Below are 25,400 nucleotides of genomic sequence, written 5' to 3' on the forward strand. Positions count from 1 at the left end.
GCTACGCATTGTCCGCGATCTTGATCGAGGGGCGCAGCCCGACATCCTGGCGGTGCGCCTGCAGCCACTGCTGGCCGGCCTCACGGCCCAAGGCAAAGAGTTGGCGCACGAAGGCCAGGTCCGCGCGCATCTTGCTGTCGGCCGCAAACGGCTGCAGCACCGCGCCGCCGTCGATGCGGTGCATGCGCACGCTCTTGTAGCGGCGCGGATCGAGCTTGCCCTCGGCCAGCAGGCGGCGCACGAACTCGATGGCGCGCAGTTCGGCCAGCAAGCTGGCGTTGAAGGTGACCTCGTTGATGCGCTCGATGATCTCGGCGCCCGAATGCGGCAGCGTCGGGTGCTCGATGGGGTTGATCTGCACCAGCAGGATGTCCGAGGTGCCGGTCTGGTAGATCAGCGGGTGCAGCGCAGGGTTGCCCGAGTAGCCCCCGTCCCAGTAATGCTCGCCGTCGATCTCGACGGCCTGGAACAGCAGCGGCAGGCAGGCCGAGGCCATCACCGCATCGACGCTCAGGCGCGGGCCGCTGAAGATCTGGCTGCGCCCGGTGCGCACGTTGGTGGCGCAGACGAACACCTTGGGCCCGTCTGCCGTCGTCCCCTCGGCGCCATGCGCCGAGCCGTGTGGAACGCGATGCGCCGCGACCGGTCGGGCGCCATGCGCTGCGCGCAGCAGCGCGAAGTCGATCTCGCGCTCGAGCAAACCGCGCAGCGGGTTGATGTCCAGCGGGTTGGTCTGGTAGGGCGAGAGCCACTGGCGCATCATGCCCAAGACCGGGTTGGCCGTCGCCAAAGGCAGCCCGCCCATCAGGTTGCCCAGGGTGCCGACCCCCTCCCATAGCCGCGTGAGCGATTCCCGGGCCAGCGCGCAACCGGCCCGGTGGACCTCGCCGGGGTCTTTGTGCGCCTGCGCCGCCCGGGCGAAGCCATGGGCCAGGGCCACGGCGTTCATCGCGCCCGCGCTGGTGCCGCTGACGCCATCGAACTGCCACTGCCCGTCTTCGAGCAGCGCATCCAGCACGCCCCAGGTGAACGCGCCATGCGAGCCGCCGCCTTGCAGCGCCAGGTTCAGCCGTCGCGGGGATGTTTCAGTCTGCGTCATCATGGGCACCGTGGCGCATGGCGGTGTGCCGCTTGCGCGGGCCGGGGCTGCCGGTCATGCCGGTACGGCAAACCCGCGCCCGGGCAGCACCGCCCTGTCCATCATGGCGACTCCCTGGCCTGGTCGGCGCTGCCACGTCCGAGCAGCTTGCGCAGCGCCTTTTCCTCGATGCCGCTGCTGCCTGCGCGGCGCTGCAACTCGGCCAGCACTTGGTCGGGCGTCAATCCGTAGTGGGCCAGAGCGACCATGCAATGAAACCACAGATCGGCCACTTCGCAGATGATTTTTGCCTTGTCGGCCCCATGGTCGGCATCCTTGGCGGCCATGACCACTTCGGTGGCCTCTTCGCCGATCTTCTTCAGAAAGGCGTCCGGGCCTTGGTGCAGCAGGCGCGCAACGTAGCTCTTGGTGGGGTCGCCGCCATGGGCGATCTTGCGGCTTTCGATGACGGCGGCCAGGCGCGCCAGAATGTCCTGCGAGCGGTGTTGCAAATCGTCATCAGGCATGGGGTTCAGCCGTAGATGGCCCGGGGGTCTTTCAAGACCGCATCGACCGCCTGCCAGGCGCCGTCGCCGAGCCGGCTGAAAAAGCAGCTATGGCGCCCGGTATGGCAGGCAATGCCGGGCTGGTGGCCCTGCTGCGTGACCCGCAGCAGCAGCACATCACGGTCGCAATCGAGGCGGATCTCGTGCACCGTCTGCGCATGGCCCGAGTCCTCGCCCTTGAACCACAGCTTGCCGCGCGAGCGGCTGAAGTACACGGCGCGCCCGAGTGCTGCGGTCTGCCGCAGCGCCTCGCGGTTCATCCAGGCCAGCATCAGCACGTCGCCCGTGCCCTGCTCTTGCGCGATCACCGGCACCAAGCCCTGCGCATCCCATTTCACGTCGTCGAGCCAGTCCATCGCTGCGATTGTCGGTGATTTCGAGGCCCTCTTCGTATCGATGTCCCCGACGGGGCGACCACTCATCGGAAAACCACCGTTTTGTGTCCATCGAGCAGCACGCGGTGCTCGCTGTGCCATTTGACCGCGCGGGCCAGCACCTGGCTTTCGGTGTCGCGGCCGCGCGCGATCAGGGTCTCGACGGTATCGGTGTGCTCGGCGCGCGCGACATCCTGCTCGATGATCGGGCCTTCGTCGAGATCGGCCGTCACATAGTGGGCCGTGGCGCCGATGAGCTTGACGCCACGCTCATGGGCCTGGTGGTACGGCTTTGCGCCCTTGAAACTGGGCAGGAAGCTGTGGTGGATGTTGATCACGCGGCCGGCCAGTTGCCGGCACAGCGCGTCCGACAGCACTTGCATGTAGCGCGCCAGCACCACCAGTTCGGCGCCCTCGGCCTCGATGATCTCCAGCAGCCTGGCCTCGGCCTGCGCCTTGGTGGCGGCGCTGACGGGCAGGTGGTGAAACGGCACGGCGTAGCTGGCCGCCAGCGGACAAAAGTCGCGGTGGTTGCTGATGATGGCGCGGATATCCACCGGCAGCAGGCCCGATTGCCAGCGAAACAGCAGGTCGTTCAGGCAATGGCCCTCCTTGCTGACCAGCAGCACAGTCTTGACCGGCTCGGCCGCCAGATGCAGGCTCCAGCGCATCTGATGGAGCGCGGCGAAGCGGCCCAGCCGGTCTTTGAAGCCGGCCTGGTCATGCAGCGCGCAGGCAAACCGCACGCGCATGAAGAACAGGCCCGTGGCGTGGTCGTTGTACTGCGCGGCTTCTTCGATGTTGCCGCCATGTTCGAGCAAAAAGCCCGAGACGGCGTGCACCAGCCCCAGACGGTCGGGGCAGGACAGGGTCAGGACATAGGCATGGGTCATGGGCGGAGCGCGATTGTCGCAGCCGGGCTGGCGCTGCTCAGGGCCGGGGGCGCCGCCATGCCGGACCGGGAGCGCCGCAATACGGCGCAGGCATCGCGCGGCGGCAGGGCGGGCGTGGTGATCACCATGTCGGCCTCATCGTCGATCTCAGTGCGTGCCGATTGCGTCTGCAGCGTCTGCATCATCACCACTTTCGACACCAGACTGGCAGGCCAGTGGGTGGGCACGCCCAGGCGGCGCAGCACATGGCCGTTGCCGGCCAGCAGCAGCACACTCTGGCCGGGGTGCAGCGCCTGCTGCACGGTGCGGGCCAGGCTCGCGTCGCGGGCGATCTGCATGCGCGCCATCGGCACCAACTGCGCCTCGGGCAGCAGCCCGCAATGGCCTTGGCGCAGCGCGTCGTACTGCCGCTGCAGCGCCGGGGCCGGCAGATGCCGGTCCCAGGCGGCATCGTCCATCGCGGCGCGCAGGCGACTGCGCGGCAGATTGCCGCCGAGCACCGGAACGCCCGCAGCCACGGCGGCCATCACCACCGGGCCATGGCTGCTCCAGGGCCAGGCAGCGTCGTTCCACTGCAGCGCGGCCCGGGCCTGGGCCTGCGAAGCCTGGCGTGGCAGGCCCCGGGTGCCATGCCCGTGCTCGGCCATTTCGATGACCACGGCAGCCAATTGCCCGCGCGCTGCAAGCCATTGCACGGCCTGGCGTTGCAAGCGCTGATGTTCGGCGGCATCGTGCTGCTCGCCGAGCAGCAGCGCATCGGCCGGGAGCAAGCCCAGCAGGCGCCCGGGCCATGGGGCCGGCGGCGCACTGCCGGCACAGCCGGCCAGCAGCAGGGCGCCGGCCAGGCACAGCGCCCGGCAGACAGGCCAGCAAGGAACAGGAGCGCAAAGCAACGGTCGGAGCATTGCGCGATGCTACCCGCGCCCGGCCCGGTGTCGGGATTGGCGCCGGGTGCGCTGCCGGCCGCGTTCGACCTGCGCGGCCTCGTGACGCGACACTGGCCCGATGCCATCGGTTTGCGCTGACCGATGCCGGGCCGGCGGACATGGCGATGGCATGTCGTTCCCGATTTTTCTCTACACTTGCCATCGGCCTTTCCTCCCCCTGTCCCCCTGCTGTCTTGTCGCACCCGTTGGGTGAAGCCCTCGATCACACTGCTGGTGCGACTTTTCCCTGTTGACAACCCGTTGCCGCATCCGCCGCCGCCCGGCATCTCCTGGCCCTCATGAAGCAAGCCTTACGTCTATTTGCATGCCTGCTGCAATGGCTGGCGCTGACCGCCCTGCCGGGCGCGGGCCGGGCCCAGGCGGACGACCATGCCGACATCTCTGCGCTACTCCAATCCGGCCAGGCCGCCCAAGCGCTGACCCTGGCCGAGCAGCGCCTGACGGAGCATCCGCGCGACCCGCAACTGCGCTTTTTGCGCGCGCTGGCCCAAACCGACGCCGGCGAACCGGAGCGCGCCATCGCCAGCTTCACCGAGCTCACGCAAGAGTTCCCCGAACTGCCCGAGCCCTATAACAATCTGGCCGTGCTCTACGCCCGCCAGAACCAGTGGGACCAGGCCCGCGCGACGCTGGAAATGGCGCTGCGCGCCAACCCGGGCTACGCCACGGCGCAGGAGAACCTGGGCGATATCTACGCCTGGCTGGCCAGCCAGGCCTACAGCAAGGCCATGCAGCTCGATGCCAACAGCGCCGCCTCGGTCCGGCCCAAGCTGGCGCTGATCCGGGAACTGTTCGGCACAGGCCGCGCGCGCTGAGGAGACAAGAAAATGACCCTTACCCGAAAAATACGGGCGGCGCTGCCGCCGATGGCCATCATGGCCATGACCATCGGCGCAGCGCTGGCCGCCGACTATCCGGGCCGGCCGATCAAGATCGTCGTGCCCTACGCGGCCGGCGGCACCATCGACTCCATGGCCCGCCTGCTCAGCCCCAAGTTCCAGGCCGAACTGGGCCAGCCGGTGCTGATCGACAACCGCCCCGGCGCGGGCACCATGATCGGCGCCGACGCGGTGGCGCGCTCCGAACCAGACGGCCATACGCTGTTCATGGGCACCAACTCGGCTTTCACCATCAGTCCGCACATCATGGACAAGCTGCCTTACGACCCGCTGCGCAGCTTCGCCGCCATCGGCACCATGGCGACCCTGCCCAATCTCATCGTGGTCAAACCCGACGCGCCGTACCAGACGCTGGCCGATGTCGTCGACGCCGCAAGGAGGGGCGAGAAAATCAGCTACGCCTCGTTCGGCAAGGGCAGCACGGCGCATCTGTCGGGCGAAGCGATCCGGGTTGCCGCCGCTATCGACATCGCGGAGATCCCCTACAAGAGCGGCCCGCAATGCGTGCAAGCCGTGCTGGCCGGCCAGGTCAGCATGGGCTTTGACACCACCTTTGGCTCAGTGCAGCGCGTCAAGCAGGGGCAACTGCGCGCTTTGGCCATCACTTCGGCCACCCGCTCGCCCGATCTGCCCCATGTACCGACGGTGCGGGAAGCGGGGTACCCGGGCGCAGAATTGGTCGCATGGGTCGGCTTGTTCGTGCCCGCCGCAACGCCTGCGCCGATCCAGGACCGGCTTGCCGCGACGCTGCGACGCGCGCTGGACGAGCCGCAAGTGAAGGCGCAATTTGCCAAGATGAGCGTCGTGGTCAGGTTCGTCGACGGCGAAAGCACGATGCAGACGCTGCGCCAAGAGTATCTGGACATCGGCAAACTGGTGCAGACGGCAAAAATCCGCGCGCACTGAACCGGCGCGCCTGCGGCACCGGCCTAGTGTCGCGTCACCGATCATCTGTCGGTCTGCGCTGGCCATCGAAGCGCATCGCGGCGTTGCATCGCTTGCCAATACGCTCGGTATGGGCGGCGCGATGCGCCTTGCGCTGCGCTCCGATGGCTGCGCGCAGCCTACGACATCTGATCCGTGACGCGACACTAGTATCGAGCGCAGCCGTAGCGCCAGGGCCGCCTGCGGCAACCGCCGCCGGCTCAGGAATCGGCGGTGAAGCCGACTTTCTTGACCAGCGGGCCCCAGCGCTCGAACTCCGCTTGCTGGAAAGAGCGCATCTCGGCCGGGGTCGATCCCTTGGCAATCAGCCCGACCAGGGCCAGGCTGTCGATGACCGCCTGTTCCTTGACGGCGGCGTTGATCGCCGCACTGGCGACGGCCACGACGCTGGCGGCGGTCTTGCCCGGGGCGTAAAAGCCGAGCCACTCCTCGATGCTCAGTTCCGCATGGCCCTGCTCGGCGAAAGTGGGCACATCCGGTGTAAACGGTGAGCGCGCATGGCCCGATGTGGCCAGCAGCCGCAGCTTGCCGGCCTTGTAGTAGGCGGTGAAGTCCCCGCTGGGGGTCACCATGGCCGCAATCTGCCCGCCCACCAGGTCGGTCACGCCAGGTATGGAGCCGCGATAAGGCACATGCCGGAGCGCGACCCCGCTGCCCAGACCGAACAGGGCGCCAATGAAGTGCGGGGTCGAGCCGGCGGCGGGCGAGCCATAGTTGGCCTGCTCCGGGTTGGCCTTGGCCCAGGCCAGGAAGTCTTTGATCGTCTTGACCGACGCCGGCACCAGCGGCCCCACCGCCAGGGCGTGGTGCATGATCGCAGCGATCGACACCGGCTGGAAATCGTTGGCCGGGTCGTAGCTGAGCTGGCGGTAGATGTGGGGATAGATGGCGGTGCACGAGAACGGCGCCAGCGCCAGCACGCTGCCATCACCGGGCGCGGTCTTGAGCAGTTCCAGCGCGATCCGTCCGCTCGCGCCGGGCTTGTTCTCCACCACGGCGGCATGGCTGGTGTAGGCCGAACCGGCGAGTTTGTCGCCCACCCTGCGCGCCACGGTGTCGCCGGCACTGCCGGCAGAAAAGCCGTAGAGAATCTTGACCGGCCCGATGGCCTGGGCCCGGACGGTCAGCGCGGACAGGGCGCCGAGCGCTGCGGCGCAGCCCGCCCGGTGCATGAATTGGCGGCGTGTGTGCATCATCCGGGTGGCTCCTGCGGCGGGTGGTCGAGGGCAACGGTACACCAAACCCGGTGGGACCGGTGGCGCCGGGATCGCGCCAATCTACGGCAAACGCAGGCCGGGCGCTACCGGCGCGGGGCGGCAGGACAGGGCCGGAGCATCAAAGTTTGTTTACATTCAACGACTTACGATAAGCCGTTGTAAAAGCGGCTCAGGAATCGTGCCTACTCTTGGGTTTCAGGAGCAAGAGATGGCGGAGAAAGACACGATAGAAGAGATCATCGAGCAGTTGCGCCAGTTGAAGGACCCGCGGGTTGCAGGCCGCACCGACCACAACCTGCTCGACATACTGGTTTTGGCACTGTGCGCGGTCATGTCAGGGGCACAAGGGTGGGATGACATAGAGGACTGGGGACACGCGCGCGAAGGCTGGCTGCGTCGCTATCTGAAACTGCGCAACGGCATTCCCGGGCACGACACCATCCGTCGGGTATCACTTCGGTGGCCTGTATCGACTCCAGCCGCGTGATCGGCAGCAAGACCGAGACTGATCGGCGCTATGTGATCAGTTCATTGCCCGCCGACAGTGAGCGCATTTTGCACGCTGTGCGCATGCACTGGGGCATTGAAAATGGCTTGCACTGGTGCCTGGATGTGACCTTTGGAGAGGACGCCTGCCCCATCCGGCTACGCAATGCCGCACTCGACTTCTCATTGCCGCGCCGCGTCGCCATGAACCTGTTTCGTGCTGACCACTCTCGCGCCATGCGCCTGCCAAAAAAGCGCAAGGCCGCTGCCTGGAGCCCGGACTACCTCGCCAATATCCTTCATCTGCGGGAAATTTGATGCTCCGGTCTTGGGCGTGCCATGCCCGCTTTTCTGTAAAAGAGAATCCGTTGCATGAATGTGCTGCAGATAGCGTCGGACGCCCGTATGGGCGTCGACATCATCGCGTTCGTGGTGGCTGTCGGCGTCTGGGCCATCATGCGGCTGTCTGCGCTGGGGATCATCGGTCGAGCGCGGAGCAATCTGGCAACGCTGGGCACGGTGGACTAGAATCGTTTCAACGTTCAAGGAGAATTTCATGAACATGAGCAATCCATTCGTGGTCTGGGCCTTGGGCATCATTGCCCTGGGCGTACCGGTCAGCGTGATCGCTGCCGAGCTATGGGCAGGCTACAAGTCGAACAAGCGGCTCGATCAGATCGAGATGGAAATGTACGGAGAAATCCGCACCCGCTGACTTGCGACACCAGTCTCGGCATTCGCGCCGGCGGCTTTTCTTGCACCTCCAAACGGACCCCGAGCGGGTCCGTTTTCCATGGCGCACGCGATTGCCGCTCGCCTCTGGCTGCAGCGCTACCAGAATCGCCATCCTGTTCGCAAAGGCGCGGCCAGGCCCAGTGAGATCGCGTTAGTCTAGTGTCGCGTCACCGGTCAGATGTCGTAGGCTGCGCGCAGCCATCGGAGCGCAGCGCAAGGCGCATCGCTTGCCAATACCAAGCGTATTGGCAAGCGATGCAACGCCGCGATACGGTTCGATGGCCAGCGCAGACCGACAGATGATCGGTGACGCGACACTAGGCCTGCGATCCAGTGGCACCTCCCAGCGGATCATGTGCCATCGGGCCACGGCCTTGCGGCCCACGCGCGGCACGGGATGCACCTGGGCCTTGGTCTCGCGCACGGCTTGCTGGTCCAGCTTTGCGTCGCCGCAGCTGATCTTCACGTTCGCGATCTTGACGTGCCCGAGCTCGCCGATCTGCACGTACAGGATCACATAGCATCGAACAACACGGCTGTTCCGGCGCAGCCGCTGTAAACGGGGCGCAGCTCGGCGTCCTTGAGCGACGGCCATAGAAACATGGCAATACAGCAGGCGACGCAGTCAGCGTGGCATCAGGCTGCGAGCGACACGGCCGCGACAACGGCGCCTCGTTCCGCGGCGAAATACGACCGCGAACTTTGTGCGGCATTGCGCATGGTGTGCGAAATGGGCATGGTCGCGGCGCTGACAAATAGCGGGGCGGCCTGGATCATGGCTGGGACCATAACCGAAAGCGATCGCGCCCGAAGCTGCTCGAGCACGTGTCTGATCCGACTGCTGCAGCTCTGGTGCTTCTTGGCGATCAGTCCGACGATCACGAGCGCCAGCACCAGGCCGAGCAATCCGAACACGCGCATTTCAGCTTCCCTGCGCCTCGGCATTCATGCCGAGCCGGTCCATCCACGCCGCCAGCGCCTGCTCGTCCGGCGTGCCGGCGCCGTACATGGCACGCATGCCCGCATGCGATTCCCTGCGATGCTGGTTGATCTTGACCTTGCACTGCAGCGCAGTCACCTTCAGCTCGAAGCCGACGATGCCGTTCAGCATCTTGCGCTGGAACTCCTCGCCCAGGTCGCGCCACTGCTGCGCGTAAGCGGGCTCATGCTCGCCGATGAGCTTCTTGAGCAACACGTCTTTCTCCGTGGGCTCCTCGATCAGGCGGGCCTCGACCGTGCAATGCACCGCGAGGTAGTTCCACGTCGGCACACGCGCGAGGTCGGGATAGACCTGGGGCGACAGGTACGAATGCGGCCCGAGGAACGTGACGACCGCCTGCGGCCGTGCCTGCAGGTAGCGCCAATGCGGGTTGGGCTTGGCGCAATGCCCCCACAACGCCAGTTGGTCGCTCTCGCCCGCCTCCGCCACCAGCGGCAGGTGCGTGACGAATGGCAGGCCGTCGGTGTCGTTCGAGATCAGGCTCGCGAACGGATGCGAGCGCATCAACTCCAGCGCGATGGCCGGGTCCTTGGCGTTGAACTGCGGGGGCATGTACATGGGGGGTTTTCCTCGTGGCGAACCCCGATTGTCCCCGAACCGGCCTATCTTGGGGTGATCTCGGTTTCCGTGCATGTATGGACCCGGCGCCGATTGCAAGCTCTTTTCGGTGACGTAAAACGGTTTGCATGCATGTATACGGACGCGAAGCTGGGCTTCTCTGTCGTAGACGAATCGAGCATATTTGCTCGGTGCGGGCTTCGGCTATCTGCGCTTACAGAGGATCAAGAATTGTGTGGGCAAGTACCAGGCATTCCCGGAAGGACATCCGGAAGGAGCTGGCTTCAATTTCGTCGAACTCGAGTTCTGCCATTTCCGCTCGGGCATCCAATCTCCGAAGAAAGGCTGCTGCGTGTCGTCGCATGAAGGGGCGCGCGACCTCGATTGCATCCGGCTCGAACGTGGCTACTGCGCAGAGGTCAAACAGGTCCCGTGCCTTGGCCTGATCGCCACGATGCCACATCTTCTTGGCAATGATTTCGGCGGATGTTTCCACACGAATCGGACGCCGCTCGTACTCGACGATCTCAAAGTTCGGCGCCGTCAGCGGGGCTCCGACGACTACGTCAATCTCCCCTTCAGGCAGTTGAAGCTTGATGAACTCAGCGCTCTCTTCGTACTCGCTTGTGAGTTCCTCGGCTGGTCCACCGAGACGTGGATTCACATGTCCCAAGTACTGGGGATCGGGAACGAAAAGGTCAATATCTTTACTGAACCTGTGATCGAAACGCAGCATCAGCACTGTCCCGCCGCCGAAGGTCCATTGAGGTTCGATGGTGGCTTCTTCCAGATGCAGCATCAGACCCAGAGCCTTGGGCCAAAGACTGCGCCACGACCCCTCCCGCCTGAAATCGACCTTCGTCATTGCCAGAGAAGCCTGTAGCACTGCAGTTCATGCGCCAGCTTTCGCATCTGGCTCCAGACCTGTGCCCTCGATATGGATTTTTCGGCATGGATCTCATCCACGACCTTTGCGAGCAGCGAGACTGGCGCCTCGTCCAGCATCACTTGCAGATGCGGTCTGATCCGCGGAGGTGCCTCACCTGTGAGAAGCGCCACCTCCAATTGCTTGGCAGTCATCGCCTGTCCATAGCTGATGCTGGCCGTGGCCGCGGCACGCTCCATCGCCGATCGACTCGGGGGTGCATTTTTTCGGGAAGAGGACCGCGCCGCATTCACGTTGACGTTCATCGACAGGCCTATGGATTCCAACAGAGCCACAGCCTTCGCTATGCTGAGATTGGCGATGGACCGGTTCTCCACGGTATTGACGGTCGAGCGTGAAAGTCCACTGAGACGAGCAAGAAGATCTTGGGTGAGGCCCATCTCCGTTCTGCGAACGCGAACGGCCTTGCCAATTTCGTCAAGAGTGGACATGCGTCGATCTTGCCCTCAAACTTCTTGATGTGCAATATATTCGACATCAGGTGTGAGTGATTGTCGGCAAGATCCTCGCTCGCTCATCGCGCGCCAATTGCCTTGATCGATCCCTGAGTGCCGCGAACGCTTGCACACGCGCGTGGCTGGATGGCTGGACGGGCCGTCATGCGAAAGGTTGGAGTCCTAAGCACCACCGGGACGCGCTGCTCGAAATCCACGTGTAGTGAGCGCGCATTCCGATGCCGGCTTTTTTGGGGAGGCTCGTTTCGACGGATCAGTGCTGGAGAATTTTCGAGAGGAACTGCTGCGCGCGGTCGGAGCGCGCTGCCGGGTTGCCGAAGAACTCTTCCTTCGGGCAGTCTTCGACGATGCTGCCGCGATCCATGAAGATCACGCGGTTGGCCACCTTGCGCGCAAAGCCCATCTCGTGCGTCACGCACATCATGGTCATCCCTTCGCAAGCCAGCTGAACCATCACGTCGAGCACCTCGTTGACCATCTCGGGGTCGAGCGCGGAGGTGGGCTCATCGAACAGCATGGCGATCGGGTCCATGGCCAGCGCGCGAGCAATGGCCACGCGCTGTTGCTGGCCGCCCGACAGCTGCGACGGGAACTTGTGTGAATGGGCTTTCATGCCCACGCGCTCGAGCAGCACCATGGAGCGCGCGCGCGCCTCGCTCGACGAACGCTTGAGCACTTTGATTTGCGCGATCGACAGGTTCTGCTCGATCGACAGGTGGGGAAACAGCTCGAAATGCTGGAACACCATGCCCACGCGCGAGCGCAGCCGGTTGAGATCGATCTTCGGATCGCCCGCCGAGGTTCCGTCGACCGTGATGTCGCCTTTCTGGAAGGGCTCCAGCGCGTTCACGCACTTGATCAACGTGGACTTGCCCGAACCCGAAGGCCCGCAGACCACGAGGACTTCGCCTTTGCGGATGCTCGTCGTGCAATCGGTCAGCACCTGAAAAGCGCCGTACCACTTGCTCACTCGATTGATTTCGATCATCGGGTTTCCTTTGGCAGGGCCATGAGATGCAAAAGCGTGTGGGCGACCACGAGGGTCGCCTTGCGCAGTTCGTCGAGGGGGACGCGCTCGTCGGCGCGGTGGCCGTTGGCTTCGAGCAGCGATTCGGGGCCGGCGCCGTACATCACGGTCGGAATACCGGCTTCGCTGTACAGGCGCGCGTCGGTGTACAGCGGCACGCCGATCGTGGTCACGGGCTTGCCCATGACCTGCGTCGCCTCGCGGCACATCAGTGCGGAAAATTCCGCCGCACCGGGTGCGGGTACGAACGGGCGGGCCAGCAGGATCTGACGGATCTCGACCGAGATGCCGGCCAGCGCGGCGCAGGCGTCCTCGATGACCTGCCGCAGTTCGGCCTCGACCGCTTCGGGCGACTCCTCCGGCACGATGCGGCGGTCGATGCGCAAGCTCAGCGTGTCGGCCACCACGTTGGTGTTGATGCCGCCCTCGATCAGGCCGACCACCATCGTCGGAAGCGCGATGCCGGGTGTCTTCGAGGGCCTGTCCACGAGTTGGTCACGGTAGCGGTAGAGAGCGGGCAGCAGGGCGGCCGCGGCTTCGATGGCGTCGGCGCCTGTCTCGGGCCGCGCGGCATGCGCCGATTTGCCGCGCAGGATCACTTCCAGGTGCAAGCAACCGTTGTGCGCCACGACGACATGGTGCGAGAAGGCCGCGGAGATCACGTAGTCGGGACGGCTCAGCCCCTGCGAAAGAATCCAGCCAGGGCCGGTCATGCCCCCGGTTTCTTCGTCGTAGGTCAAGTGCAGTTCGACGGTTCCGGCCAGCGGCGTGCCGCTTGCGTGCAGTTGTTTGAGCGCGCGCAGCGCGAAGGCATAGGTGGTGAAATCCGACTTCGAGACCGCCGCGCCGCGCCCGTACAGCCAGCCGTCGCGCACCTCGCCGCTGTAGGGCGAGCCCGTCCAGCCGGCGCCCGGCGGCACGACATCGCCGTGCGCATTGAGGGCGATCACCGGGCCATCGCCGAAACGCTCGCGCACAATGAGATTGGTCACGCTGCGCATGCCGTGCTGCTGCGCGAATTCCGCTGGCACAGCGTGGCGCTCGACCACCAGGTCCATGCCCTCGAGCAGGCGCGCCGCCACCTCGGCATGCGGCGCGCAATCGCCGGGCGGATTGTCGGATGGGCATTGCACCAGCTGAGCCAGGGTCTGGACCTGGCTGTCGAAGTGGGTGTCGATGAATTGGCGCAGCACGTCGCGTGCATGGGCCTGGGTGTGGGAGGGATCAGTCATGGGGCTCCATCAAAGAAATCGGTCGATTCGAAAAGGCGTGATGTCGATGTCCGTGCGCCCGTGCACGATCAGGTCGGTGACCAGGCGCGCGGCAATGGGCGCCAGGGTGTAGCCGTTGGAAGTGACGGCGTTGTAGAAGCCCGGCACACCGGGCACATCACCCAGGATAGGGGCGCCGTCGATGTTGACGTTCATGCCGGCCCAGCAGCGAACCATGTGCAGGCCGCTCACGGCCGGCAGCACCTGGCGCGCGACCCACAGCCCGCCCTCGATGCTGTCGCGTTCGGCGCGGTTCAACCGCATGCCTTCATGAAAAGCCGCAGTCCAGCCACCGCCGATGATCAGGCCGCCGGTGGCCGCCTGCTTGAGGCTCAGGTGCCGGTCGGCATGCGCCACCAGATGGTTGACCAGCGGCGGCGCGGGCTCGGTCACGATCATCTGCAGCGGTGCACCCTTGACGGGAATCTGCACGCCGAGCATGTCGCCAACCTTGCTGGACCATGCGCCGCTGGCGTTCACCACGCGGCTGGCATGGATGACGCCGCGCGAGGTATGGACCACGAAGCCGCCGCCGCCCGGTCGGCGCTCGATCTGGCGTACATCGCAGCCGCGCAGGAAGCGTGCGCCCTGCTGCTGCGCGAGGGAGGCCACGGCATAGGTCGCGCGCAGCGGGTTGATCTTGCCCTCCATGGGGCAGAGCTCGGCGCCCAGGAGCTTTGGCGACAGGGCCGGGGACAGACGGCGCAGCGTGGCGGCGTCGATGACTTGCGCGTCGATGCCGTGGCTGCGTTCCAGTGCGGCCTTGGCCTCGATGAACCGCATGCCGGCGTCGGTGTCGGCCACCATCAGTCCCCCGGTGATCTTGATCTCCAGGTCTTCGCCGGACGCGGCCTCGATCTCCTGCCACAGCCGCACGGACATGGGGCCCAGCGGCAGCGTGGCCGCGGCCGGGCCGCCGCCTTCCTGCGCCTTGGCGCCGAAATCAAAGGACAGCAACTGCACGTGCAGGCTGCCCGCATTGGCGCCCGAGGCCTGGAGGTTGATGTCGTCGCGGTCGACCACCGTCACGTCCTGGCCCGCCTTCGACAGATAGTGGCCGAGACAGGAGCCGAGCACGCCGGCGCCGATGACCAGCACGTCGGTGCGCAGGGTGTCGAAGGGCGCGTGTTCGACCGGGCGCGCGAGATTCGGCGTGATGGCCGGCTTGTGGCCGCCCCATTCGGGCTTCTCGAAGCCCAGCGCGCCGGCCGGCACGGGCTTGGCCGGCGGACGCGGCGCGAAGTACTGCTCGACCTCCAGCGGTCGCCCCGTCATCTCGCTCACCAGCTTGGCGGCCGTGACCGCGCAGTAGCGGCCTTGGCAGCGGCCCATGCCCAGCCGTGTGTTGCGCTTGAGCGCTGCCAGCGTATCGCGGCCCGCACGGATCTGCTCGCGCACCGAGCCGAAGCTGATCTCCTCGCAGCGGCACAGCAGCGTGTCATCGCTGACGGCATTCAGTGCCACGGGGGGGGTCTCGTACAGCGACCAGAGCGCCCGCTGGAAGCACTCGGCCCGCCGGAGTTGGGCCGCCGTCCGGTCGCGAGGCGCCGTGGGTGGCGTTGGAAAACCGAGCTTGCGCGCCGCGGCCCGACCGGCCAGCGTGCCGCGTGCCAACGCGACGCGCGCGCCACCCATGTCTGCACCGTCGCCGACCACGAAGACATCCGCCAGGCTGGTGGCGCCGTCTTCGGCGGTCACGGTCGCGAGATAGCCGAGGTGCCGGTCGACCACGCGATGTTCGCAGCCCAGCATGCGTGCGAGTTCGGTCGAGGGGATGAAGCCGTAGCCCAGGCACAGCGTGTCGGCCTCGAAGCGTAGCACTGGCGATGCAGTGGGCTGGCCTCCATCGTCCACCTGCACGGCTTGCACTGTCCGCAGTTCGCTGTCCCCTTCGGCTGCCACTACCGCGTGTCGCCACAGTACCGGGACCTTGTGCGCGCGCAGTTGCCGCAGGTAGCCCCAGCCCTGGCGCACCAGGTCGGGCGCAGTGCGGGCAGTGGTCAGCAGTTGGCGCCAATCGCGCGCCGAGGGGCGGGCCGCCGATTCGAGCACCGCGACCACGTGCGCACCGCCGGCCAGCAGTTCCGCGGCAAGTTGCAGGTTGAGCGGGCCGTTGCCCGCGATCACCACGCGCCGGCCCGGTGCCACCCGGTAGGCCCGCGCCAGTGTTTGTGCGGCGCCGGTCGTCATCACTCCGGGCAACGTCCAGCCGGGAATGGGAACGGGCCGCTCGTAGGCACCTGGTGCGATCACCAGTTGCCGGCACCGGATGTGGGTGGCCCGCCCGGCAATCAGCGCGCTGACTTCATGTGCCGAGAACGCGGCCCAGACCTGTGCGCCCTGCGCGATGGTCACGCCGGCCGCGCGCACGTCGCGTTCAAGTGCCAAGCCCTGGGCGAACTGGCGATCTGCAGGGCGGGGCGCGTGGTGTGAAGGGGCCAGCGGCTTGTAGAACTGCCCGCCGGACTGCAGCCGCTCGTCGAGCACCAGCACGCTGGCCCCGGCTTGCCGCGCGGCCAGTGCCGCCGACAGGCCGGCCGGTCCGGCGCCGACCACCAGTACATCGATGTCTTGCTCGGTCGGCTCCGCGTCAGCGGGCGGGGTCAGCGGCTGCAAAGGGTCGGCGGACGTGCCCGCCGGTATGGTCGACCGGATCTGCTGGCCGTCTGCCACCTTGGTCAGGCAGGCGCGCTGGCTGGCCACCCCGTCGACCGTCACCAGGCAGTCGAAGCAGGCGCCCATGCCGCAGTAAAGACCGCGGCGTTCGCCCTCGCGCGTGTGCCGCATCTGGCGGATGTGGCTGGCCGCCAGTGCGGCTGCCACGGTCTCGCCCTCGAGGCCATCAACGGCCTGGCCGTCGTACCAGAAGCGGATCGGCCGGCCGCCGGTGGCAATGGAGCAGTGAGTCAGTCTGGCGCTCATGGACAAGGTGCGAAGCAAAAAAACTGCTTTAATATACGCAACGTATACGTATACTAATCGCACACAAGCATTTCGTCATCCGATTTTTTACCGAGAACCGACCCATGACAGCGTTCCGAGGCACCTATACGGTGCTGATCACCCCGATGACCGCCGACGGCAAGCACGTGGACGTGCCTGCGCTCAAGAAGCTGGTCAACTGGCAGATTGAAGAGGGCATCCACGGGCTGATTCCGCTGGGAAGCACCGGCGAGTTTCTGTCGTTGACGCCCGAAGAGCGGCAACTGGTGATTGCGACCTGCGTGCAGACCAGCGCAAAACGCGTGCCCGTTCTGATCGGCACCGGTGCGGAGTGGACCGACGAGTGCGTGCGGCTGAGCCGCGAGGCCGAGACCATGGGCGCCGACGGCGTGATGATCATTCCGCCGTTCTACAGCTCGCCCACCGACGACGAGCTGTTCGAGCACTACCGAAAGGTGGGCGAGGCGATCAACGTGCCGATCATGGTCTACAACAACCCGGCCACGGCCAATGTGGACCTGAAGCCCGAGTTGGTGGCGCGCCTGTCGCGCATCGACAACTGCAAGTACATCAAGGAGTCGACGCTCGAGGTCACGCGGGTGCGCGACATCATCGAGCTGTGCGGCGACCGCATGACGGTGTTCGCGGGCATCCTCGGCTACGAATCGTTCTGGCTTGGCGCGCAAGGCTGGGTGGCTGTCTGCTCCAACCTGATTCCGAAGATGTCGGCCCGCCTGTTCGAACTGGTGGCCGACGAGCGGGACATGCCTGCTGCGCTGGCGCTCTACAAGCAGATGCTGCCGATCGTGCGCTGGGTCGGCGGCCACCGCTATGTCGCGGCCTCGAAGGACGGCCTCTCGATGATGGGTCTGCCCGTGGGCAAGCCGCGCGCGCCGCGCCTGCCCCTGCCCGAAGCCGATGCCGTAGACCTGCGGCGCGCCCTCGACCGGCTCGGCCTGCTCGACTCCATCGCGCGCTGAGCGCCGTTTTCTCGCTTCCCTTCGCCTCGTTCCACCTTCACCAGGAAATCACCATGAAACTGCTTCCCGCTGTCGCTTCGGTCGCTGCTCTTTTCATTCTCGGGATGGGGGCCGCAAACGCCCAGGCCTGCAAGTCGCCGGTGCCCGACGCCGCGCTGGTGAAGAAGGGCACGCTGATCATGTCGGTCAACCCGACCCTGCCGCCGATGCAGTTCGTCGACCAGACCGGTGCGCTCAAGGGCATGCGGGTCGAACTGGGCGAGGCCATCGCCAAGCGCCTGTGCCTCACGCCCGAGTACGTGCGCATCGAGTTCTCGGCCATGATCCCGGGCCTGCAGGCCGGTCGCTGGGACATCATCAACACCGGCATCTTCTACACCGACGAGCGCGCCAAGCTCATGCAGATGCTGCCTTACGAAGACCAGGCCATCAGCATCAGCACTGCCAGGGGCAACCCGCTGAAGATCAACAAGCCCGAGGACCTGTCGGGCAAGAGCATCGGCGTGGAGATCGGCGGCTTCGAAGAGCGCAAGGCGCGCGAACTCGACAAGCAACTGACCGACAAGGGCCTCAAGGGCATGACCATCCGCACCTTCGAGAACTTCGCGATGGCCTTCCAGTCGCTGCGCGCCGGCCAGGTCGAGGTGGCGCTGTCGATCGACTCCACCGGTGCCGAATACCAAAAGCGCGGCGACTTCGACCGTGTGCTGCACGGCCTGTTCCCCACGCCGGTGGCGTTGGCCGCCAAGAACAAGGAACTGTCGATCGCGGTGGCCAAGGTGCTCAACGACATGAAGGCCGACGGTTCCCTCAACAAGCTGCTCGACCAGTACGGCGTGAAGGCGACCGACGGCACCGTGCTCGTCAAGGGACCGGCGAGCTGAGCGCGCGGCGCTTTCTCGTCACCGACTTCGTCAACGAAGGAACTTCCATGGGACAAGGCTGGAACTGGTCGGGCTTCTTCGACTATCTGTTCAACCCGTACATCCTGAGCGGCGCGCTCACCACCTTGTGGCTGACGCTGGCGGCCATCGCGGGCGGATTGGTGGTGGGTTGCGCGCTGGCCCTGGCCCGGCTGTCGCGCCACCGCTGGCTTGCCGCGCCGGCGCACTTCTACATCTGGGTGTTCCGCGGCACGCCACTGCTGGTGCAGCTGATCATCATCTACACCGGGCTGCCGCAACTGGGCGTGAAGCTGTCGGTGGTGGAGTCGGCGCTGCTGGGGCTGATCCTCAACGAGGCGGCCTACCTTGCCGAAGTGGTGCGCGGCGGCATCCAGTCGGTGTCGGTTGGCCAGACGAACGCCGCGCGCGCCGTGGGCTTCAGCAGCGCTCAGAGCATGCGCTACATCGTGATGCCGCAGGCCATGCGGCTGATCATCCCGACGCTGGGCAACAGCATCAACGGCCTGCTCAAGACCACGTCGATCACCTCGGTGATCTCGATGGAGGAGCTGCTGCGCCGCACCCAGGTGTTGATCCAGGAGAAATTCATGGTGCTGGAGCTGTTCATCGTGGCCGCCATCTACTACCTGCTCATGACCACGGTGTGGGACTTCATCCAGCGGCGCATCGAGCGCCACTACGGCCGCGCCTACGGCAACGCGAGCGAGCCCGCGGCAACGGCCACGACGGACGTCGTGCTCGAGCAACGCTAGTGTCGCGTCACCGATCATCTGTCGGTCTGCGCTGGCCATCGAAGCGCATCGCGGCGTTGCATCGCTTGCCAATACGCTCAGTATGGGCCGCGCGATGCGCCTTGCGCTGCGCTCCGATGGCTGCGCGCAGCCTACGACATCTGATCGGTGACGCGACACTAGCCGAAAGCCCGCCATGCAGCACTACGACCTGATCCTTCGCAACGCCGACATCGCCACCGTGGGCGATCGCTACGTGGCCGACATCGGCGTTCGCGATGGGCGCATCAGCGCGATCGCTCAGCAGCTGGACGGCAGCGCCGCACGCGAGATCGATGCGGCCGGCCGGCTCGTCACGCCTGGCGGCGTCGACGGCCATTGCCACTTCGACCAGCCCACCAGCGATGGCTCGCGGTTTTCGGACGACTTCTTCACCGGGACGCGATCGGCGGCCTGCGGCGGCACGACCACCGTGCTGCCCTTTGCCGCGCAGCAAAAGGGCGGCAGCATCCAGGACGCGGTCGACGACTACCACCGCCGCGCCGACGACAAGGCGGTGATCGACTACGCCTTCCACCTGATCGTCGCCGACGCCACCAAGGACGTGACGCAGCGCGAACTGCCGGCGTTGATCGAGAAGGGCTACACCTCGTTCAAGATCTACATGACCTACGAGGACCTGAAGCTGGACGACCGCCAGATCATCGAGGTGCTCGCGGTGGCGCGCCGGCAGGGCGCGATGACGATGATCCACGCCGAGAACAGCGACTGCATCGCCTGGCTCACAGAACAACTGCTGGACGCGGGCCTCACGGCCCCGCGCCACCACGGCAGCTCGCGCCCCATGGCCGTGGAGCGCGAAGCCACGCACCGCGCCATTGCGCTGGCAGAACTTATCGACACGCCGATCCTCATCGTGCATGTGTCGGGCCGCGAGGCCGTCGAGCAGATCCATTGGGCGCGCGGGCGCGGGCTGCCGATCTTTGCCGAGACCTGCCCGCAGTACCTGTTCCTGAGTGCGGAAGACCTGGGCATCGATCCCGACGACCCCATGCACGGTGCGCGCTGCATCTGCAGCCCGCCGCCGCGCGACAAGGCCAACCAGCAGTTCATCTGGAACGCTCTGGCCAGTGGCCTGTTCACGGTCTTCTCCTCGGACCATGCGCCCTTCGACATCCACGGGGCCGATGGCAAGCGCGTGGCCGGCGACGACGCCTCCTTCGACCGCATTCCGAACGGCATTCCCGGCGTCGAGACGCGCATGCCGCTGCTGATGAGCGAGGGCGTGCTGGCCGGGCGCATCGACGTGCACCGCTTCGTGGAACTGACTGCGACCAACCCGGCGCGCATGTACGGCCTGTATCCGAAGAAGGGAACCATTGCCGTCGGCGGCGATGCCGACTTCGTTGTCTGGGACGTGTTCGAGCCGGGGCACGAGAAGGTCATTGCGAACGACATGCTCCATCACGCGGCCGACTACACGCCCTATGAAGGCATGCGTCTGCGCGCCTGGCCAGGAATCACGGTGTCGCGCGGGCGGGTGGTGTGGCGCGACGGTGTCTTTTCTGCCGAGCCGGGCTCGGGGCAGTTCCAGCCGTGCCTGCGCCCGCGCACGCCGAACGCCGGCAGTCCCCTGGACAAGTGGCTGTGAGACCATTCACTCCACAGCGGCCTGCCTGCTGAGCTTTTTTGCACCTCTGTGGAAACCTTTTTTCGTCGTATGCCAAGTCTTCCCAGCCCGGCCCAACCCGCCACCATCACCATCGCACCGCTGGAGGTGCGCTCTGCCAGTCTGGCTGAGCAGGCCTACGCGAGCCTGCGCACGCTGATTCTGGATCGCAAGATATCGGCGGGCAGTCCCTTGCAGGAAGGCCGCCTGGCGGAAGATCTGCGGATCTCGCGCACACCGATGCGCGAGGCGCTGGTGCGGCTCGCCGGCGAAGGGCTGCTGGTACGCCGCGATGCGCGCTCCTATGCCGTGCGCGCGCTGGGCACCAAGGAGTACTTCGACTGCATGCGTGCCCGCGAGATCATCGAAGGAGAAGCCATCGTGCTGGCCGTCGACAAGATCAGCGATGCGCAGATCGATGCGCTGGAGGCCGACCTGAAGTCCTTCGACGCAGGCGAGCACGACGAGACCGAGCACTGGCATTTCGACGACCGGTTCCACCTCATCATCTCGACGGCCAGCGGCAATGTCGTGCTGCCGCGGCTGGTCGAGGAACTGCGTGTGAACGCACGTCTGTTCCGCCTGCACAGCCGGCTGCATCGCCAGCGCGAAAACCACGATGAGCACGGCGAGATCATTCGTGCGCTGCGCGCACGCGACCCCGTGCTGGCGCGCGACGCGATGCGCGCGCACCTGCGCAGCCTTCAGGAAGACGTCAAGCGCGCGATCATCGACTGACAGGTGCCGCCAAGTGGCGCACGCATGAAGCTGCGACGCGCCGGTAGATAGAGGGTCAGTGCAGGCACGGCTGCACGAATACCGCAGAGTTGCTTGGAAGTTCGTGTCTGTTGGCACGTTCCGACAGTCAGCATGGGAGCATATTCAGCAGTGCATGCCACTCAGGCGAACAACCGGGCGTCGAACTGAAACGGGTTCCTTTCGATCGTCACGACGATCGAAGCAAACGCTGCGTGGTCGGGATTCAGAATGAGATTTGACTCCTCCGGTTCCACCGCCGACGGCACCCATAGTCCCAGAGAAGCACCAGATGTGCGCCAGCGAATCCCCGCATCTTGCGTCCAAGGTTCGTCATCACGCCAGTGGACCGGCAGGCTCTCCAGCGAGCGCACGTCGAGCAACTGCGCATTGTCGGGAAGATCCCATCGCCGCAGCGCCTGGTTGATCGGCTGAACAGGGCCGGAGCATCAAATTTCCCGCAGATGAAGGATATTGGCGAGGTAGTCCGGGTTCCAGGCAGCGGCCTTGCGTTTTTTTGACAGGCGCATGGCGCGAGAGTGGTCAGCACGAAACAGGTTCATGGCGGCACGGCGCAGCAATGAGAAGTCGAGTGCGGCATTGCATAGCCGGATGGGGCAGACGTCCTCTCCAAAGGTCACATCCAGGCACCAGTGCAAGCCATTTTCAATGCCCCAGTGCATGCGCACAGCGTGCAAAATTCGCTCACTGTCGGCGGGCAATGAACTGATCACATAGCGCCGATCTGTCTCGGTCTTGCTGCCGATCACGCGGCTGGAGTCGATACAGGCCACCGAAGTGATACCCGACGGATGGTGTCGTGCCCGGGAATGCCGTTGCGCAGTTTCAGATAGCGACGCAGCCAGCCTTCGCGCGCGCGTCCCCAGTCCTCTATGTCATCCCACCCTTGTGCACCAGACATGACCGCGCACAGTGCCAAAACCAGTATGTCGAGCAGGTTGTGGTCGGTGCGGCCTGCAACCTGCGGGTCCTTCAACTGGCGCAACTGCTCGATGAGCTCTTCTATCGTGTCTTTCTCCGCCATCTTTTGCTCCTGAAACCCAAGAGTAGGCACGATTCCTGAGTCGCTTTTACAACGGCTTATCGTAAGTCGTTGAATGTAAACAAACTTTGATGCTCCGGCCCTGGGCCGCAGGAGCATTCGATGGCGTTGCCCACATTCCGGCAGCAGTCGTCCACGGTCCATGCAACGCAGGCGCGCCGCAGGGCCGGCTCTCTCGCCGGGCCGCTGGCGCGCCCCCTCGATGGGGCAGGCACCACGGGGGGCGGGGTGAAGCGCAGGTCTTGTCGCAGCGCTCAGACAGGCGACTGCGGCAACTGCTTTTCGCGCAGCCGAAAGCGCTGGATCTTTCCGGTGGCGGTCTTGGGCAACTCGGCCACGAACTCGACGAAGCGGGGGTATTTGTACGGCGCCAGGCGCTCCTTGACAAAGGCCTTGAGCTCGTCTTGCGTGGCCGACTGGCCGTCCTTGAGCACGACGAAGGCCATGGGTTTGGTCAGACCGTCCGCATCCTGCTTGCCGATCACCGCCGCCTCCAGAACCGCAGCATGTTGCATCAGGGTGGCCTCGACCTCGAAAGGCGAGACATAGATGCCGCTGACTTTGAGCATGTCGTCGCTGCGCCCGGCGTAGGTGTAATAGCCTTCGGCGTCGCGCAGGTACTTGTCGCCACTCTTGGTCCAGACCCCCTGAAAAGTCTCGCGGCTCTTGTCGCGCTCGTTCCAGTACATCAGCGCGGCACTGGGGCCCTGGACGTACAAGTCGCCAATCGCGCCATCGGGCACCTCGCGCCCGTCTTCGCCGCGCAGCGCAATGTCGTAGCCGGCCACCGGCTTGCCCGTGGTGCCATAGCGCACATCCCCGGGGCGGTTGGACAAGTAGATGTGCAGCATTTCCGTGGAGCCTATGCCATCGATGATGTCGCAGCCGAAGTGGGCCTTGAAGCGCCGCGCGATCTCGGCCGGCAGGGCCTCTCCCGCCGAGGAGCAGATGCGCAGCGCCACCGCCTGGCGCTGCGGCAGCCGGGGCGATGCGAGCATGCCGGCATAGCCGGTGGGGGCGCCGAAAAATACCGTGGGCTGGTGCCGGGTCCAGCGTTCAAAGCAGGCCTCGGGGGTCGGGCGCTCGGCCATCAGCACCACGCTGGCCCCTACCGACAACGGGAACGTCAGGCTGTTGCCCAGGCCATAGCCAAAGTAGAGCTTGGCGGCAGAAAAGCAGACATCCTCGTCCGTCAAGCCCAGCACCGCCTTGCCGTAGAGCTGCGCCGTCCACCACAGGTTGCCATGGCTGTGCACCGTGCCCTTGGGTTTGCCGGTGGAGCCCGAGGAATACAGCCAAAAGCCTGGCTCGTCCGCGCCGGTGTCCGCTGGCGCCGCCAGCGCAGGACTGCCGGCCACGGCGGCCTGCATGTCCAGCGCCTGTGCTGGCAGCGCCCCCGTGGGCTGCGACACGATCAGCCGGCGGACTTCGTTCGGCTGGCGCTCCATGGCCTGGCCCAGCACCGGCAACAAGGCCCCCGACACCAGCACGGCCTGCGCCCGGCAGTGGCCCAGCATATGGGCATAGTCATCGGCCTTGAGCACGGTGTTGACCGCCACCGGCTGCACCCCGGCATACAGGCAGCCCAGGAAGGCCACGGGCCAATCGCGGGTGTCGAGCATCAGCAGCAGCACCCGTTCCTCGCGGCGCAGCCCCGCATCGAGCAGCCAGGTCGCCAGACGCCGGGCGGCGTCTTCGAGCGCGCCATAGCTCAGCCGCCCCTGGTCGTCGATGTAGGCCGTGCGTTCGGCGCGTGCGCGGTTCGAGGCGAACAAATGGGCGGCAAAATTGAAGCGCTGCGGCAACTGGGTCATGGGATGGCTCCATCATCGTTCTTGGGTTGGTTGTGGTGGCTTTGCCGACGGGCAATGGCGTCGCTTGGGTGTCGCTTGCCGGCAGGCAAGGTCATGGAACGATAAGTGGGGCTTGATGTGGTGTCAAGCAGTATAGTGCACGCATGAGGCACATGAGGATGGGTATGAATGAACGGCAAGAGGCGGGGGCAGGTTTGTCGACGAGCGCATCGCCCCAGGCTGCGGCGCCGACCGATGAGGCCAAGAACCCCCTGCTGGTGGCCCTGGGCGAGCGCGTGCGCAAGCTGCGCGCGCAGCGTGGCCTGACGCGCAAGGCCGTTGCCTTGGCGGCTGGCATCTCCGAGCGCCACCTGGCGAATCTGGAATACGGCACCGGCAATGCGTCGATCCTGGTGTTGCAGCAGGTGGCGGGCGCGCTGCACTGCTCGCTCGCCGAGTTGCAGGGCGACTTCACGACGCGCTCGCCCGAGTGGCTGCTGATCCGCGAACTGCTGGAGCACCGCAGCGAGCCGCAGTTGCGCCGCGCGCGCCTGGCGCTGCATGCGCTGCTCAATGGCGCGGACGACCCCGCCAGGCACAGCCGCATTGCCTTGGTGGGTCTGCGCGGCGCCGGCAAATCCACGCTCGGGCCGCTGCTGGCGCGCGCGCTCGATATGCCCTTCGTCGAACTGAGCCACGCGATCGAATCCCTCGCCGGGTGCAGCGTCAGGGAAATACACAATCTGTATGGCACCATGGCCTACCGCCGCCATGAACGCCGGGCGCTGGAAGAAACGCTGCAAATCCACAGCGAGGTCGTCATCGCGACGCCCGGGGGCATCGTCTCGGACCCGGCCACCTTCCAGCAACTGCTGGCGCATTGCACCACCGTCTGGTTGCGCGCCGCCCCCGAGGAGCATATGGGGCGCGTGGTGGCGCAGGGGGATATGCGGCCCATGGCCGACAGCCAAGAGGCAATGGACGATTTGCGGCGCATCCTCGACGGCCGCGCAGCCTTCTACTCCAAGGCCGACATCACGATCGACACCTCGGGGCAAACGCCCGATCAAAGCCTGCAAGCGCTGGTATCGGGCGTGCGCAAGGCCATGGGCATGGGCAGCAGCAGGGATTGACCTGCTGCTATTGACCTGCTGCTTGACATG

The 25,400-nt window shown here is 65.8% G+C and carries 31 protein-coding genes; 13 read left to right on the forward strand and 18 right to left on the reverse strand.

Going from position 1 to position 25,400, the window contains the following annotated elements; all coding sequences use genetic code 11:
* Window position 1 precedes the first annotated feature (1 nt).
* The 5 genes from VEIS_RS03455 to VEIS_RS03475 form a co-directional block, all read right to left on the reverse strand.
* Window positions 2-1,099, reverse strand: coding sequence for a patatin-like phospholipase family protein (locus VEIS_RS03455; protein WP_011808499.1), 1,098 nt, complete (start codon window positions 1,097-1,099; stop codon window positions 2-4).
* 101 nt (window positions 1,100-1,200) lie between these two features.
* The gene (locus tag VEIS_RS03460; RefSeq protein ID WP_011808500.1) at window positions 1,201-1,605 is read right to left on the reverse strand and encodes a phosphoribosyl-ATP diphosphatase; all 405 of its coding nucleotides are present in this window, start codon (window positions 1,603-1,605) and stop codon (window positions 1,201-1,203) included.
* 5 nt (window positions 1,606-1,610) lie between these two features.
* Window positions 1,611-2,009, reverse strand: coding sequence for a phosphoribosyl-AMP cyclohydrolase (gene hisI / locus VEIS_RS03465; RefSeq protein WP_198138011.1), 399 nt, complete (start codon window positions 2,007-2,009; stop codon window positions 1,611-1,613).
* A 53-nt stretch (window positions 2,010-2,062) separates the two neighbouring features.
* Entirely contained in the window at window positions 2,063-2,911 is an 849-nt protein-coding gene (gene purU, locus VEIS_RS03470; RefSeq protein ID WP_011808502.1) for a formyltetrahydrofolate deformylase, read from the reverse strand.
* Window positions 2,908-3,816, reverse strand: a complete 909-nt coding sequence (locus VEIS_RS03475) for a ChaN family lipoprotein (protein WP_011808503.1) — start codon at window positions 3,814-3,816, stop codon at window positions 2,908-2,910. Before VEIS_RS03475 ends, purU begins: the two co-directional genes overlap by 4 nt.
* 320 nt (window positions 3,817-4,136) lie before the next feature.
* On the opposite strand from VEIS_RS03475, the gene VEIS_RS03480 reads away from it, so the two are divergent.
* Both VEIS_RS03480 and VEIS_RS03485 read left to right on the forward strand, forming a co-directional pair.
* Window positions 4,137-4,673 carry a tetratricopeptide repeat protein gene (locus tag VEIS_RS03480; RefSeq protein ID WP_011808504.1) on the forward strand — a complete coding sequence of 179 codons (537 nt, stop codon included), beginning with the start codon at window positions 4,137-4,139 and terminating at the stop codon, window positions 4,671-4,673.
* A 12-nt stretch (window positions 4,674-4,685) separates the two neighbouring features.
* On the forward strand, window positions 4,686-5,663 hold the full coding sequence (locus tag VEIS_RS03485; RefSeq protein WP_011808505.1) for a Bug family tripartite tricarboxylate transporter substrate binding protein: 978 nt from the start codon (window positions 4,686-4,688) through the stop codon (window positions 5,661-5,663).
* A 239-nt stretch (window positions 5,664-5,902) separates the two neighbouring features.
* Here VEIS_RS03485 and VEIS_RS03490 read toward each other — a convergent pair whose 3' ends face one another.
* Window positions 5,903-6,895, reverse strand: a complete 993-nt coding sequence (locus VEIS_RS03490; RefSeq protein WP_041950483.1) for a Bug family tripartite tricarboxylate transporter substrate binding protein — start codon at window positions 6,893-6,895, stop codon at window positions 5,903-5,905.
* A 232-nt stretch (window positions 6,896-7,127) separates the two neighbouring features.
* On the opposite strand from VEIS_RS03490, the gene VEIS_RS30190 reads away from it, so the two are divergent.
* Genes VEIS_RS30190 through VEIS_RS28195 form a run of 4 tightly spaced genes read left to right on the forward strand, consistent with a single transcriptional unit; the run spans window position 7,128 to window position 8,120 of the window.
* Complete coding sequence (locus tag VEIS_RS30190; RefSeq protein ID WP_011808507.1) at window positions 7,128-7,406, forward strand: transposase family protein; 279 nt, start codon at window positions 7,128-7,130, stop codon at window positions 7,404-7,406.
* Entirely contained in the window at window positions 7,307-7,723 is a 417-nt protein-coding gene (locus VEIS_RS30195; protein WP_321161076.1) for an ISAs1 family transposase, read from the forward strand. Before VEIS_RS30190 ends, VEIS_RS30195 begins: the two co-directional genes overlap by 100 nt.
* 54 nt (window positions 7,724-7,777) lie before the next feature.
* Complete coding sequence (locus VEIS_RS28190; protein ID WP_011808509.1) at window positions 7,778-7,933, forward strand: hypothetical protein; 156 nt, start codon at window positions 7,778-7,780, stop codon at window positions 7,931-7,933.
* Window positions 7,934-7,961: 28 nt separating this feature from the next.
* Entirely contained in the window at window positions 7,962-8,120 is a 159-nt protein-coding gene (locus tag VEIS_RS28195; protein WP_011808510.1) for a hypothetical protein, read from the forward strand.
* Window positions 8,121-8,314: 194 nt separating this feature from the next.
* Here VEIS_RS28195 and VEIS_RS25400 read toward each other — a convergent pair whose 3' ends face one another.
* The 8 genes from VEIS_RS25400 to VEIS_RS03540 all read right to left on the reverse strand — a co-directional run bounded on the left by VEIS_RS25400 (window position 8,315) and on the right by VEIS_RS03540 (window position 16,319).
* The gene (locus VEIS_RS25400) at window positions 8,315-8,458 is read right to left on the reverse strand and encodes a hypothetical protein (RefSeq protein WP_157048386.1); all 144 of its coding nucleotides are present in this window, start codon (window positions 8,456-8,458) and stop codon (window positions 8,315-8,317) included.
* Between the two features lie 318 nt (window positions 8,459-8,776).
* The gene (locus tag VEIS_RS03510; protein ID WP_041949785.1) at window positions 8,777-9,061 is read right to left on the reverse strand and encodes a hypothetical protein; all 285 of its coding nucleotides are present in this window, start codon (window positions 9,059-9,061) and stop codon (window positions 8,777-8,779) included.
* 1 nt (window position 9,062) lies between these two features.
* Window positions 9,063-9,698 carry an FMN-binding negative transcriptional regulator gene (locus tag VEIS_RS03515; RefSeq protein WP_041949786.1) on the reverse strand — a complete coding sequence of 212 codons (636 nt, stop codon included), beginning with the start codon at window positions 9,696-9,698 and terminating at the stop codon, window positions 9,063-9,065.
* A gap of 214 nt (window positions 9,699-9,912) precedes the next feature.
* Window positions 9,913-10,563 carry a nucleotidyl transferase AbiEii/AbiGii toxin family protein gene (locus tag VEIS_RS03520; protein ID WP_011808513.1) on the reverse strand — a complete coding sequence of 217 codons (651 nt, stop codon included), beginning with the start codon at window positions 10,561-10,563 and terminating at the stop codon, window positions 9,913-9,915.
* Window positions 10,560-11,075 (reverse strand): helix-turn-helix domain-containing protein, encoded by a 516-nt coding sequence (locus tag VEIS_RS25405; protein ID WP_011808514.1) that lies wholly within the window; start codon window positions 11,073-11,075, stop codon window positions 10,560-10,562. The genes VEIS_RS03520 and VEIS_RS25405 overlap by 4 nt, the downstream gene beginning before the upstream one ends.
* Window positions 11,076-11,352: 277 nt before the next feature.
* Window positions 11,353-12,087 (reverse strand): amino acid ABC transporter ATP-binding protein, encoded by a 735-nt coding sequence (locus tag VEIS_RS03530; protein ID WP_011808515.1) that lies wholly within the window; start codon window positions 12,085-12,087, stop codon window positions 11,353-11,355.
* On the reverse strand, window positions 12,084-13,358 hold the full coding sequence (locus VEIS_RS03535) for a M20/M25/M40 family metallo-hydrolase (RefSeq protein WP_011808516.1): 1,275 nt from the start codon (window positions 13,356-13,358) through the stop codon (window positions 12,084-12,086). Before VEIS_RS03535 ends, VEIS_RS03530 begins: the two co-directional genes overlap by 4 nt.
* 9 nt (window positions 13,359-13,367) lie before the next feature.
* Complete coding sequence (locus VEIS_RS03540; protein ID WP_011808517.1) at window positions 13,368-16,319, reverse strand: FAD-dependent oxidoreductase; 2,952 nt, start codon at window positions 16,317-16,319, stop codon at window positions 13,368-13,370.
* Between the two features lie 104 nt (window positions 16,320-16,423).
* On the opposite strand from VEIS_RS03540, the gene VEIS_RS03545 reads away from it, so the two are divergent.
* From VEIS_RS03545 to VEIS_RS03565, 6 genes are all read left to right on the forward strand, one after another.
* A complete protein-coding gene (locus VEIS_RS03545) occupies window positions 16,424-17,320 on the forward strand; it encodes a dihydrodipicolinate synthase family protein (protein WP_011808518.1) in 897 nt (298 codons plus the stop codon).
* Between the two features lie 53 nt (window positions 17,321-17,373).
* The gene (locus VEIS_RS03550; RefSeq protein ID WP_011808519.1) at window positions 17,374-18,204 is read left to right on the forward strand and encodes an ABC transporter substrate-binding protein; all 831 of its coding nucleotides are present in this window, start codon (window positions 17,374-17,376) and stop codon (window positions 18,202-18,204) included.
* A 47-nt stretch (window positions 18,205-18,251) separates the two neighbouring features.
* Window positions 18,252-18,977 carry an amino acid ABC transporter permease gene (locus VEIS_RS03555; RefSeq protein ID WP_011808520.1) on the forward strand — a complete coding sequence of 242 codons (726 nt, stop codon included), beginning with the start codon at window positions 18,252-18,254 and terminating at the stop codon, window positions 18,975-18,977.
* Complete coding sequence (locus tag VEIS_RS27570; RefSeq protein ID WP_232287833.1) at window positions 18,977-19,171, forward strand: hypothetical protein; 195 nt, start codon at window positions 18,977-18,979, stop codon at window positions 19,169-19,171. Before VEIS_RS03555 ends, VEIS_RS27570 begins: the two co-directional genes overlap by 1 nt.
* Window positions 19,153-20,607, forward strand: coding sequence for a dihydropyrimidinase (gene hydA, locus VEIS_RS03560; RefSeq protein WP_011808521.1), 1,455 nt, complete (start codon window positions 19,153-19,155; stop codon window positions 20,605-20,607). Before VEIS_RS27570 ends, hydA begins: the two co-directional genes overlap by 19 nt.
* Window positions 20,608-20,676: 69 nt before the next feature.
* Complete coding sequence (locus VEIS_RS03565) at window positions 20,677-21,363, forward strand: GntR family transcriptional regulator (protein WP_011808522.1); 687 nt, start codon at window positions 20,677-20,679, stop codon at window positions 21,361-21,363.
* A gap of 161 nt (window positions 21,364-21,524) precedes the next feature.
* On the opposite strand, the gene VEIS_RS25410 is transcribed toward VEIS_RS03565, so the two are convergent.
* From VEIS_RS25410 to VEIS_RS03585, 4 genes are all read right to left on the reverse strand, one after another.
* Window positions 21,525-21,809, reverse strand: coding sequence for an RES family NAD+ phosphorylase (locus tag VEIS_RS25410; RefSeq protein WP_083758558.1), 285 nt, complete (start codon window positions 21,807-21,809; stop codon window positions 21,525-21,527).
* Between the two features lie 21 nt (window positions 21,810-21,830).
* Entirely contained in the window at window positions 21,831-22,247 is a 417-nt protein-coding gene (locus tag VEIS_RS03575) for an ISAs1 family transposase (RefSeq protein ID WP_321161077.1), read from the reverse strand.
* Window positions 22,148-22,426 (reverse strand): transposase family protein, encoded by a 279-nt coding sequence (locus VEIS_RS29540; protein WP_011808525.1) that lies wholly within the window; start codon window positions 22,424-22,426, stop codon window positions 22,148-22,150. The genes VEIS_RS03575 and VEIS_RS29540 overlap by 100 nt, the downstream gene beginning before the upstream one ends.
* Window positions 22,427-22,698: 272 nt before the next feature.
* On the reverse strand, window positions 22,699-24,258 hold the full coding sequence (locus VEIS_RS03585) for a benzoate-CoA ligase family protein (protein ID WP_011808526.1): 1,560 nt from the start codon (window positions 24,256-24,258) through the stop codon (window positions 22,699-22,701).
* A 164-nt stretch (window positions 24,259-24,422) separates the two neighbouring features.
* Between VEIS_RS03585 and VEIS_RS03590 the strand changes: the two genes are divergently transcribed.
* Window positions 24,423-25,370 (forward strand): helix-turn-helix transcriptional regulator, encoded by a 948-nt coding sequence (locus tag VEIS_RS03590; RefSeq protein ID WP_011808527.1) that lies wholly within the window; start codon window positions 24,423-24,425, stop codon window positions 25,368-25,370.
* Window positions 25,371-25,400: the final 30 nt, after the last annotated feature.

It is taken from the genome of Verminephrobacter eiseniae EF01-2, from assembly GCF_000015565.1.
GTDB classification, from domain to species: domain Bacteria; phylum Pseudomonadota; class Gammaproteobacteria; order Burkholderiales; family Burkholderiaceae_C; genus Acidovorax; species Acidovorax eiseniae.